Source organism: Rhodoferax sp. (genome assembly GCF_039922535.1).
In the GTDB taxonomy this organism is placed as follows: Bacteria; Pseudomonadota; Gammaproteobacteria; order Burkholderiales; family Burkholderiaceae_C; genus Rhodoferax_B.
The window spans coordinates 1-10,099 of record NZ_JBDTEM010000310.1; the positions used below are offsets into that span (position 1 = coordinate 1).

Here is a 10,099-nt window from a genome sequence, read left to right on the forward strand (position 1 = left end):
CGTCTGGCCGTCGGCGCTGACATCCAGACCGTGGCGGTACACCAGGTGGTAGGCGTGGGCGCTGGGCAGACCTTGGCCGAAGCTTTGGAAGGTTTGGCCGCCATCGTCGGTGCGATTGACCAGAATCTGGCCACCGACCGGAATGCGGCAGCCGTCGCTGTGCGCAGGCACGAACCAGGCACGCAGCGGATTCTGCGGGTCGCAGGCTACGGGAAAACCGAAGTCGCTTGGGGCGGGTGCGGCAATGCCCTGCCACTGCTGGCCGCCATCGGTGCTGCGGTACATGCCACCGTGGTGCTGCACCCACAACACGTCGGGCTGTGCGGCGCACTGCACCAGGCAATGCGGATCTTGCACGTTGCCGTCTTCCTGCAGGCCCTCGGGCATATAGCGGGCCAGCATGCCGCGCGAGCTAAGGTTCCAGCTACCACCACCGTCGCGGCTTTGCCACACGCCGCCGCTGGACACCGCCAACGTGATGTGCTGCGCATCCCGCGGATCGACCAGGATGGAATGGATGCCCGCCTGGTCGTAACCGCCGCCGCCCCAGCTTTTGCGCGGTGGCTGGTTCCACAAAGCGGTGTTCAGCGCCCAGCTTTGGCCACCATCGTCCGAGCGAAACAGACCCGCAGGCAGGCAACCCGCCCACAGCGTGCCGGGCTGGCTGGCTGCCCCCGCCGTGAGGCTCCAGACCATGTCCACACTCCAGGGCGTGGGGTCCTCGGCATCCGGGCCGGTGCTCGGTTTGGGCGGAAAGGCGGGCGCGGCCACCTCGGCCCAGTGCGCGCCCTGGTCGCTGCTTTTGCGCAGCTTGACCCCGAAATGCCCCATGCGCAAAGCCGCCAGCCAGCTGCCATCGCGCGGGTCGGCCAGCACCTGGGTCACGGGCTCGCCCGCGAAATGGTGGGCGGTGATGTGCCAGTCCGCACCCTGCCCTTGCACGGTGAACAGGCCTTTGCGGGTGCCGACGAGGAGCGTGAACATAGATTTCCTCCGTTGTGGGTTTAGCCACCCGACAAGGCCTGGACCACCAGCACCTTGTCGCCCGCCACCACCGCCCGGTCCAGCCGCACGCGGTCGTGCACCAGGGTTTGGTTGATGAACACCGCCACATGCTTGCGCACGGCGCGCTGGTCGTCCAACACGTAATGCGCCAGGGCCGGGGCGGCCAGCAGCGCCGCATCCAGCACCTGCCGCAACGGCCCGGCGGGGACTTGCTGGATAGGCACGTCAATGTGGCGGCGCAGGCTGGGGGCGAATTCGACGGTGACCATGGGGCGCATTGTGCGAACCGGGTGGGGGGTGCGTCAATGGGGGGGGGGAATCCCGCAGGCGCCGGGAGAAGTGAATTTGATAGCTGCCTGTGCAGGTGGAATATGCGCTAGCGGCCTAAAAAGCACATAAACACCGTGCACGCTAAACCGCCAAAGGGGTCGGAGCACGAATGCGGGTCAACAGGCGATACGAACAACGGCTTTTCGGTGCGCAATCGTGATCCGACCCCATTGGCTACGCGCCCCGTCGGTCAATACGTCTTGTACGGCAAGAACTTGCCCGATAGCACGACCTTCACCCGGTCACCCTTGGGATCGGGCTGGCGCTCGATGTCCATTTGGAAGTCGATGGCGCTCATGATGCCGTCGCCAAACTCTTCGTGGATCAGCTCTTTGATGGTGCTGCCGTAGACGCTGACGATTTCGTACCAGCGGTAGATCAGCGGGTCGGTGGGCACGGGGGTGGGGAGTGAGCCTTTGTAGGGCACCACCTGCAGCCACTTTTGCTCGTCGCTGGTCAGGCCGAAGATCTTTCCGATGGCTTTGGCCTGGGCGGCATCGCAGGTCATCTGGCCCAGGCAGGCGGCGGTGGTCCATTCTTTGGACTGGCCCACCTTCTTAGCCACGTCGGCCCATTGGATGCCTTTAGAGACTTTGACGGTGATGATTTTTTCGGTGATGTCGTTGCGGTTCATACGGACTCCAGCTTGTGAAAAAATGGATTCTTTTTGATAGCTGCCAGCGCAGTTTCAATCTGCGCTGGCAGCCTAAAACATGTTTGAAATTTCTCTATAAATCCATAGCACTCAGCGATGCGTGGTCGTCGGGGCGGCGGCCCAGCGGCCAGTGGAATTTGCGCTCGGCCTCGGCAATCGCCAGGTCGTTGATGCTGGCAAAGCGCCAGGCCATCAGGCCCTGTTCGGTGAACTCCCAGTTCTCGTTGCCGTAGCTGCGAAACCATTGGCCGGCCGCATCGTGCCATTCATAGGCAAAGCGCACGGCGATGCGGTTCCCGGTAAAGGCCCAGAGTTCTTTGACCAGGCGGTAGTCCAGCTCCTTGGCCCATTTGCGGGTCAGGAACTGGTGCACCTCGGCGCGGCCCGTGGGGAATTCGGCGCGGTTGCGCCAGCGCGTGTCCTCGGTGTAGACCTGCACCACGCGGTCGGGGTCGCGGCTGTTCCAGGCGTCTTCGGCCATGCGGGTCTTTTGGGTGGCCGACTCAAATGTGAAGGGCGGCAGTGGGGGCTTGGTTTCCATGGTGTCTCCTGGGGTTGGATGGGATCAAAGATTGGTGGCGTGGTGGTGAACGGGGTGCAACAGGGTATCCGCCACCAGGTGCATGCCGTGCTCGCATTCGTCCAGCGTGCTGGGGCCGCCGAGGCAGATGCGGACGGCATCGGGCGGGTCGCCGTCGGTAGAAAACGCGGCGCTGGCCACCACGCCCACGCCCTGGCTGCGCAGGTGGGCGGCCAGCTCCACCGGGCTCCAGCCGTCGGCGACGGGCAGCCACAGGTGGAAGGCTTCGGGGTGGCCCAACATTCCGTAAGGCGCCAAATAGCGCTCGGCAATCGCCTGGCGCGCGCTGCATTCATCGCGGATGGCGTTCAGCATGGCCTCGGCCGTGCCGTCTTCGACCCAGAAGGTGGCCAGCGCATTGGTAAACGGCGAGGCCATCACCGTGGTGGCGCGCATGGCCCCGGCCAGCCGCTGGGACTGGCGGTCGCCGGGCGAGCACACGTAGGCGTTGCGCAGGCCCGCGCCAAAGCATTTGGAGAAGCCGGTGATGTAGTAGGTGAGCCCCGGCGCGAGCGTGGCCATGGCGGGTGGCATTTCCTTAGGAAGCATCGCATACGCATCGTCTTCAATGATGGGAATCGCGTAGCGCAGGGCCACATCTGCCAGGGCTTCGCGCCGCGAGCGGCTGACGGTGGCGGTGGTCGGATTGAGCAGCGTGGGGTTGCAGTACAGCGCCTTGGGGTGCAGGGTTTTGCAGGCGTGCTCGAAAGCCTCGGCGCTGGGACCGTCGTCGTCCAGCGGCAACGCGTGCAATTGGATGCCAAGCTGGGCGGCAATGGCTTTTACACCGGGGTAGGTCAGCGCCTCTACGCAGACCAGTTCGCCGGGCCGCGCCAGTTGCGAAAACAGTGCCGTCAGGACGCTGTGGATGCCGGGGCAGACCAGCACCTGCTCGACCCGGCAGGTTGGCACGCGGCGGCGCAGCCACTGGGCGGCCACCTCGCGGTCGTGCAGGCTGCCGCCAAAGTCCTGGTAGCGCAGCAAGGCGTACAGGTCGGCACTGGCCATCACCCCTGCCGCCGTGTCGTGCATGTGGGCCAGCAGGGCCGGGTCTTGGGGCTCGGGCGGCAGGTTCATGGTCATTTCGGCCGCGCTGCCGCCGCGCAGGGGCAGGCTGGGGCTGCTGCCGCGTACATAGGTGCCCATGCCGGCGTGGGTGTCGATCAGGCCGCGTTTGCGCGCCTCGCTGTAGCCGCGCGCCACGGTGGTGTAGTTCAGCTGCAGGTCTTCGGCCAGCTCACGCAAGGTCGGCAGCCGGTCGCGCGCCACCAGGCGGCCGGTGCGCACGTCGTCGGCAATCAGGTCGGCCATCAGCAGGTAGGCCGGTTTGTCGCTCTTGTGCAGCTTCTTGATCCAATGGGCGGGGGTTTTGTTCATGTGAATACCGGGTCGTTCAACTTGATCGCATAGCTTGATTGCATTGGCATCCAATCAATGATGCAAGTTCCAAGCCCGTTGCACACGCAGATTGTGCATCTTGCTGGTGCGCAAAAACAATTTATCGGGTGCATTGATCGCATGGAAAACGCATTAAACCAGTGCGAGAAAAACCCTCCTACCGGGTGGTTTCAGGCTGTGAAAAAAAGTTTTTAAACCACTGGGGCACATCCAGTGGGTTTGATGGCGACTTGATCGCATGACCATGCGAATCCCGTGGCACAGAGCGTGCGAAATGTTCAGGGCGACAGTCCTTTCATCCACCCTGTATTTACCGGAGATTCCCTATGCCCAAAGTCACCAAACCCGCCAACGCCAAAGGCGACTTCCTTGTCGACTACGAAGAAAAAGTGTTTGAAGACGTGAAAGCCGCACCGGGTGAAAAAGCCCTGGTCACCTTCCACACCGTGGCCTTCGAAGGCTCGATCGGTTTCGTCAATCTGCTGCAAGCCACGCGTCTGCTGCGCAAGGGTTTCGAGACCTCGGTGCTGCTGTACGGCCCTGGTGTCACGCTGGGCGTGCAGCGCGGCTTCCCCACGCTGGGCGACGAGGCCTTTCCCGGCCACCAGAACTTCAACAACCAGATCACCAAGTTCATGGCCGAGGGCGGCAAGGTCTACGCCTGCCGCTTTGCGCTGCAAGCCCTGTACGGCCACGGCGAAGGCGCGCTGATCGAAGGCATCCGCCCAATCAGCCCGCTGGATGTACTGGACATCGTGCTGATCCACAAAAAAGCCGGCGCCGTCATCCTCGACACCTGGACCCTGTAAATGGCCGCCACACCCACCACCGTCCGTGCCGCAGCAGTGCAGATCGCCCCGGACTTTGAACGCCCCGAGGGCACGCTGGAGCGGGTGTGCGCAGCCATCGACGAAGCGGCTTCCAAGGGCGTGCAAATCATGGTCTTCCCCGAGACCTTCATGCCCTACTACCCCTACTTCTCGTTCGTGCTGCCGCCGGTGCTGCAGGGCGCGCCGCACCTGAAGCTGTACGAGCGCGCGGTGGTGGTGCCCGGCCCGGTGACGGCCGCCGTGGCCGAGCGGGCGCGGGCCCACGGCATCGTGGTGGTGCTGGGCGTGAATGAGCGCGACCATGGCAGCCTGTACAACACCCAGCTGGTGTTCGATGCCGACGGCAGCCTGGCGCTGAAGCGCCGCAAGATCACCCCCACCTACCACGAGCGCATGGTCTGGGGCATGGGCGACGGCGCCGGGCTGAAGGTGGTAGACACGGCGGTGGGCCGCGTGGGCGCACTCGCCTGCTGGGAGCACTACAACCCGCTGGCCCGCTACAGCCTGATGGCGCAGCACGAGGAGATCCACTGCGCCCAGTTTCCCGGCTCGCTGGTGGGGCCGATATTTGCCGAGCAGATGGAGGTCACCATCCGCCACCACGCGCTGGAGTCCGGCTGCTTTGTTATCAACGCCACCGGCTGGCTGACGGATGCGCAAATCATCGCTATCACGCCCGACACCGGCCTGCAAAAAGCCCTGCGCGGCGGCTGCCACACGGCCATTATTTCGCCCGAAGGCAAGCACCTGGCCCCGCCGCTGACCGAGGGCGAAGGCATGGTGATTGCCGACTTGGACATGGCGCTGATCACCAAGCGCAAACGCATGATGGATTCGGTCGGTCACTACGCCCGGCCCGAGTTGCTGAGCCTGGTACTGAACGACCGCCCCGCCGTGCCCATGCAGCGCATGGCATCGCCCTCTTCCACTTCAGAAAGCTCCTATGAACTCCAGCCTCCAACCTATGAATCGTGAGTTGATGACCGAGCTGCAGTCCTTCGGGCTGCGGCTGGTGGACCCCAGCGCGGGCGTGGCCAGCCGCAAGGGCGGCGCAGGCCCCAGCGACCACAAAGCGGTGACGGTAGACGGCCATACCATCATGGTGCCGGTGCACACCTCTACCGCCTGGAACTCACCATTCACGGCACAGGCCCCAGACGCGCAAGGCCGCAGCGTGGTGACGCGCGGCACCATCCCCATTGCCAGCATCAGCTTTCCTAAGCAGCCGCGCTTTTACGCGATGCAGACACTGGACGGCGTGCCCTACTCGCACATCGCCACGCTGCACGGCGCGGACGTGCTGGCCACCACGGTGCTGCAGACCTGCATCCGCTATGAAAGCCGCAAGAAGACCTGCCAGTTCTGCGCAATCGGCCAGTCGCTGGCCGCTGGCCGCACCATCTCCCACAAAACCCCGCAGCAACTCGCCGAAGTAGCCCGCGCCGCCGTGCTGCTAGACGGTATCAAGCACATGGTGATGACCACCGGCACGCCCAACGCCACCGACCGGGGCGCGCAGGTGCTGTGCGACAGCGCGTTTGCCATCAAGGCGGCGGTCAACATCCCCATCCAGGGCCAGTGCGAACCGCCGGACAAGGATGTGTGGTTTGACCGCATGTTGGCCTCGGGCATCGACACCTTGGGCATGCATCTGGAAGTGGTGACCCCCGCGCTACGCGAAAAGATCATGCCCGGCAAGGCCCAAGTGCCTATCAGCCGCTACATGGAGGCATTTGAAGCATCCGTGCGGGTGTTCGGCCGCGGCCAGGTCAGCACCTACATCCTGGCCGGGCTAGGCGATACGCGGGAAGCGATTCTGGAGATTTGCGACCGCCTACTGGCACTGGGCGTCTACCCGTTCGTAGTGCCGTTTGTACCCATCAGCGGCACGCCGCTGGAAGACCATGCTGCGCCGTCGCCGGAATTTATGAAGTCGATTCTGGAGCCGCTGGGCCGCAGCGTGGCCGAGGCGAATCTGCGCTCCAGCGACATCAAGGCCGGGTGCGGCAAGTGCGGCGCTTGCTCTTCCTTGTCTGTTTACGAATCCTGAGGAGCCAAGGCCATGCTCTGCATCGACAACATCCTGGAAACCCCACCCGCCTGGGCCCCGGTCGAGTTCCTGGTACGTGCCGCCTGCCAGGACTGGGAGCGGCGCGAAGCCTTCGCGCTGCGCCGGGCCGTGTTCTGCATCGAGCAAGGCATCTTCACGGGCGACGACCGGGATGCCATCGATGACGACTCGCACCTGCTGGTGGCGATGTCCTGCCGCGGTGGCATGCCCGACCAGGTGGTGGGCACGGTGCGTATCCACGAGAAATCGCCCGGCCTGTGGTGGGGTTCACGGCTGGCGGTGCACCCTTCTTTTCGCAGCCAGGGCAACCTGGGTGCCACGCTGATTCGGCTGGCAGTCAGCCGTGCCCATGCGCTGGGTTGCCACACCTTTTTGGCCCACGTACAGGCGCAGAACGTACCGCTGTTTCGGCGGCTGAAATGGCAAGCCCTGGCCGAGCTCAGCATCCACGGTCGGCCGCACTGCGAGATGCAGGCCGACCTGGCCGCGTATCCGCCCTGCTTCGACCCGGTCAGCGGCTTTGTGACGCGTGCACGGGGTTCGCTATGAGCGCCGAACAACTCTGCAACTTTCTGCGCGACAGCCGGGGCTTTGCCCACAAGCGGGACATCAGCGACATCGTCACCGCGCTCGGTGCCACCCTGCCCGGCGGCAGCGCCGCGCTGGCGCAGGCCGTGCCGGTGGGCGACGACTGCGCGGCCATCCCCGACGGCCACGGCGGCTACCTGCTGTTCGCCATCGAAGGCCTGGTGGAAGACTTCATCACCCGCATGCCCTGGTTCGCCGGCTACTGCAGCGTGATGGTTAACGTGAGCGACATCTACGCCATGGGTGGCCGCCCCACGGCGGTGGTCAACGCGCTGTGGAGCCACGGCATGGACCCGGCGGGCGCCATGCTGCAAGGCATGGCCCGCGCTTCCCAGACCTACGGCGTGCCCATCGTGGGCGGCCACAGCAACAACCGCAGCGAGCGGCCCCAACTGGCCGTGGCCATCCTCGGCCAGGCACAAGCGCTACTAACCAGCTTCAATGCCCGTCCTGGCGACAAGCTGGTGATGGCGCTGGATCTGCGCGGTGCATTTGAGGAGCCTTTCCCCTACTGGAACGCATCTACCACCGCCCCGGCCTCCCGGCTGCGCGGCGACCTGGAACTGCTGCCGTGCTTTGCCGAAGACAGCTTGTGCGATGCCGCCAAGGACATCAGCATGGCGGGTGCAGTGGGCACGGCGATGATGCTGCTGGAATGCTCGCAGGTGGGCGCGGTGATCGACGTGGATGCCATCCCTCGCCCCTTTGGCGTGCCGCTGCAGCGCTGGCTCACCGCCTTCCCCAGCTACGGCTTTGTGCTGAGCGTGCGACCGCAGCACCTGGGCGAGGTGCTCACGCGCTTTGCCGTGCGCGACATTGCCTGCAGCGTGGTGGGCGAAGTGACGGCACGCCGCCAGGTGCATCTGCGCCACGGGGGCAGCCAGGCCCTGCTGTGGGACTTTGCGGAACAGGCCTTCATCGGCGAAGCGGTAGGGGTGCCCGCATGAAAATCGGCCTGCTCACCCATTCGGTGAACCCGCGCGGCGGCGTGGTGCACACCGTCGAACTCGCCCATGCCCTGCACGATGCCGGGCACGAAGTCACGGTGATGGCCCCGGCCACGCCCGGCCAGCAGTTCTTCCGCCCGCTGCGCTGCGCGTCCGAGCTGGTACCGGTGGCTAGCACACCGCCGGACATGGTGGCGATGGTCGACAGCCGCATCGCCGCGTATGTAAACCACCTCACACCGCTGCTGGAACGCGCGCCGTTCGACGTGCTGCACTGCCACGACGGCATTGGCGGCAATGCCTTGGCCACCCTGCAAGACCGGGGCCTGATTGACGGCTTCGTGCGCACCGTGCACCACCTGGACAGCTTCGCCCAGCCCCAGCTGATGGCCTGGCAGCACCGCTCGGTCCACCAGGCCCGCCAGGTGCTGTGCGTGAGCCGGGTGTGGCAGACCACGCTGGCCGCGCAAGGCATTAAGGCGTTAGAAGTGCCTAACGGCGTGGATGCCGCCCGCTACAGCCCGGTGCCCCAGGCCACCGACGCGGGACTGGCCCAGCGCCTGGGCATTCGCACCGACGGCCTGGTGCTGCTCTGCGTGGGCGGTGTGGAGCAGCGCAAAAACACCGTGCGTGTACTGCAGGCCTTCATCCAACTGCGGGCGCAGATGCCGCAACTGCAACTGGTCATTGCCGGTGGGGCCAGTCTGCTGGACCACAGCGCCTACGCCCGTGAATTCCAGGCCCTGCTGCAGACCAGCGGTGCAGCTCCAGACGTACTACTGACCGGGCCGCTGGCAGATGACGACATGCCCGGCCTGTTCCGCCTAGCCGATGTGGTGGCCATGCCATCGCTCAGCGAAGGCTTTGGCCTGGTGGTGCTGGAGGCGCTGTGCAGCGGCGTACCGGTGGTGGTGTCCCGCATCGCACCGTTTACCGAATACCTGCAGCCCCAGGATGCCAGCTGGGCCGACCCGCTGGATGCTGCGTCGATCGCCAGCGCCGTCCAGCACGCGCTACGAGGCCGTGACGCACAGCGCATGGCCGCATCCGCCACCCGGCTGGCGGCGCAATTCAGCTGGCAGCGCAGCGCCCATCTGCACGCCGATATTTATTCAAAAATGAGAGCAATCAGTCTATGCCCGTAATGCACTTCCACGTCGTTTGGCCTGACCAAACGCAAACCCGCTGCTACTCCCCCTCGCTGGTGGTGCAAGACTATTTGCAGGTCGGCCACAGCTACCCCCTCCACGACTTTCTGCAGCGCAGCCACGAGGCGCTGCACATCGCGTCCGAGCGCGTGCGGGCCAAGTACGGCTTTGCCTGTTCGCAGGCGATGGACCAGTGGGCCGAGATCGAACACCTGGCCGCCCCCTTTCAAACCCAGGCCGACGCGCAGGTGTTGGTCACCGCCTTCAGCTAAACCGAGAACCCACCATGGCCCACATTGACCCCCTCACCACCCACTATTCCGTTGCCATCGTCGGCGGCGGCCAGGCCGGCCTGTCGCTCAGCGTCTACCTGCAGCAACGCGGCATCAGCCACCTGGTACTAGAAAAAAACAAGCTGGTCCACAGCTGGCGCAGCCAGCGCTGGGACTCGTTTTGCCTGGTCACCCCCAACTGGCAGTGCAACCTGCCCGGCTGGAGCTACGCGGGCGACGACCCGCACGGCTTTATGGTGAAGGACCAGATCAAC

13 protein-coding genes are annotated in these 10,099 nt (G+C 65.0%); 8 read left to right on the plus strand and 5 right to left on the minus strand.

Annotated features, from left to right (window positions below):
* The 5 genes from ABI213_RS14665 to ABI213_RS14685 form a co-directional block, all read right to left on the minus strand.
* Nucleotides 1–984, minus strand: a 984-nt coding sequence (locus ABI213_RS14665; protein ID WP_348027653.1) for an exo-alpha-sialidase, incomplete at its 3' end; no start/stop codon positions are given.
* A gap of 20 nt (nucleotides 985–1,004) precedes the next feature.
* On the minus strand, nucleotides 1,005–1,274 hold the full coding sequence (locus ABI213_RS14670; protein WP_348008660.1) for a MoaD/ThiS family protein: 270 nt from the start codon (nucleotides 1,272–1,274) through the stop codon (nucleotides 1,005–1,007).
* Between the two features lie 251 nt (nucleotides 1,275–1,525).
* The gene (gene cynS, locus ABI213_RS14675) at nucleotides 1,526–1,969 is read right to left on the minus strand and encodes a cyanase (protein WP_348008659.1); all 444 of its coding nucleotides are present in this window, start codon (nucleotides 1,967–1,969) and stop codon (nucleotides 1,526–1,528) included.
* 94 nt (nucleotides 1,970–2,063) lie between these two features.
* On the minus strand, nucleotides 2,064–2,531 hold the full coding sequence (locus ABI213_RS14680) for a nuclear transport factor 2 family protein (protein WP_348008658.1): 468 nt from the start codon (nucleotides 2,529–2,531) through the stop codon (nucleotides 2,064–2,066).
* A gap of 24 nt (nucleotides 2,532–2,555) precedes the next feature.
* Entirely contained in the window at nucleotides 2,556–3,947 is a 1,392-nt protein-coding gene (locus tag ABI213_RS14685) for a PLP-dependent aminotransferase family protein (RefSeq protein ID WP_348008657.1), read from the minus strand.
* A 347-nt stretch (nucleotides 3,948–4,294) separates the two neighbouring features.
* Between ABI213_RS14685 and ABI213_RS14690 the strand changes: the two genes are divergently transcribed.
* The 8 genes from ABI213_RS14690 to ABI213_RS14725 form a co-directional block, all read left to right on the plus strand.
* A complete protein-coding gene (locus tag ABI213_RS14690) occupies nucleotides 4,295–4,777 on the plus strand; it encodes an MSMEG_0572/Sll0783 family nitrogen starvation response protein (RefSeq protein WP_348027655.1) in 483 nt (160 codons plus the stop codon).
* Nucleotides 4,778–5,773, plus strand: a complete 996-nt coding sequence (locus tag ABI213_RS14695; RefSeq protein WP_348006906.1) for a Nit6803 family nitrilase — start codon at nucleotides 4,778–4,780, stop codon at nucleotides 5,771–5,773.
* 4 nt (nucleotides 5,774–5,777) lie between these two features.
* Nucleotides 5,778–6,848, plus strand: coding sequence for an MSMEG_0568 family radical SAM protein (locus tag ABI213_RS14700; RefSeq protein ID WP_348006915.1), 1,071 nt, complete (start codon nucleotides 5,778–5,780; stop codon nucleotides 6,846–6,848).
* A gap of 12 nt (nucleotides 6,849–6,860) precedes the next feature.
* On the plus strand, nucleotides 6,861–7,418 hold the full coding sequence (locus tag ABI213_RS14705) for an MSMEG_0567/Sll0786 family nitrogen starvation N-acetyltransferase (protein ID WP_348006907.1): 558 nt from the start codon (nucleotides 6,861–6,863) through the stop codon (nucleotides 7,416–7,418).
* Entirely contained in the window at nucleotides 7,415–8,404 is a 990-nt protein-coding gene (locus ABI213_RS14710; protein WP_348006908.1) for a sll0787 family AIR synthase-like protein, read from the plus strand. Before ABI213_RS14705 ends, ABI213_RS14710 begins: the two co-directional genes overlap by 4 nt.
* Nucleotides 8,401–9,549 carry an MSMEG_0565 family glycosyltransferase gene (locus tag ABI213_RS14715; protein WP_348006909.1) on the plus strand — a complete coding sequence of 383 codons (1,149 nt, stop codon included), beginning with the start codon at nucleotides 8,401–8,403 and terminating at the stop codon, nucleotides 9,547–9,549. Before ABI213_RS14710 ends, ABI213_RS14715 begins: the two co-directional genes overlap by 4 nt.
* The gene (locus ABI213_RS14720; protein ID WP_348006910.1) at nucleotides 9,540–9,824 is read left to right on the plus strand and encodes an MSMEG_0570 family nitrogen starvation response protein; all 285 of its coding nucleotides are present in this window, start codon (nucleotides 9,540–9,542) and stop codon (nucleotides 9,822–9,824) included. Before ABI213_RS14715 ends, ABI213_RS14720 begins: the two co-directional genes overlap by 10 nt.
* Before the next feature lie 14 nt (nucleotides 9,825–9,838).
* Nucleotides 9,839–10,099: FAD-dependent monooxygenase (locus ABI213_RS14725; RefSeq protein ID WP_348027657.1), on the plus strand; the 261-nt coding region annotated here is incomplete at its 3' end.

Bases quoted from the DNA above. Each gene is read 5' to 3' on its own strand.
- ABI213_RS14715 (WP_348006909.1), top strand. From the start codon at position 8,401: ATGAAAATCGGCCTGCTCACCCATTCGGTGAACCCGCGCGGCGGCGTG.
- ABI213_RS14710 (WP_348006908.1), top strand. From the start codon at position 7,415: ATGAGCGCCGAACAACTCTGCAACTTTCTGCGCGACAGCCGGGGCTTT.
- ABI213_RS14700 (WP_348006915.1), top strand. From the start codon at position 5,778: ATGACCGAGCTGCAGTCCTTCGGGCTGCGGCTGGTGGACCCCAGCGCG.
- ABI213_RS14720 (WP_348006910.1), top strand. From the start codon at position 9,540: ATGCCCGTAATGCACTTCCACGTCGTTTGGCCTGACCAAACGCAAACC.
- ABI213_RS14680 (WP_348008658.1), bottom strand. From the start codon at position 2,531: ATGGAAACCAAGCCCCCACTGCCGCCCTTCACATTTGAGTCGGCCACC.
- ABI213_RS14670 (WP_348008660.1), bottom strand. From the start codon at position 1,274: ATGGTCACCGTCGAATTCGCCCCCAGCCTGCGCCGCCACATTGACGTG.
- ABI213_RS14695 (WP_348006906.1), top strand. From the start codon at position 4,778: ATGGCCGCCACACCCACCACCGTCCGTGCCGCAGCAGTGCAGATCGCC.
- ABI213_RS14690 (WP_348027655.1), top strand. From the start codon at position 4,295: ATGCCCAAAGTCACCAAACCCGCCAACGCCAAAGGCGACTTCCTTGTC.
- ABI213_RS14705 (WP_348006907.1), top strand. From the start codon at position 6,861: ATGCTCTGCATCGACAACATCCTGGAAACCCCACCCGCCTGGGCCCCG.
- ABI213_RS14685 (WP_348008657.1), bottom strand. From the start codon at position 3,947: ATGAACAAAACCCCCGCCCATTGGATCAAGAAGCTGCACAAGAGCGAC.
- cynS (WP_348008659.1), bottom strand. From the start codon at position 1,969: ATGAACCGCAACGACATCACCGAAAAAATCATCACCGTCAAAGTCTCT.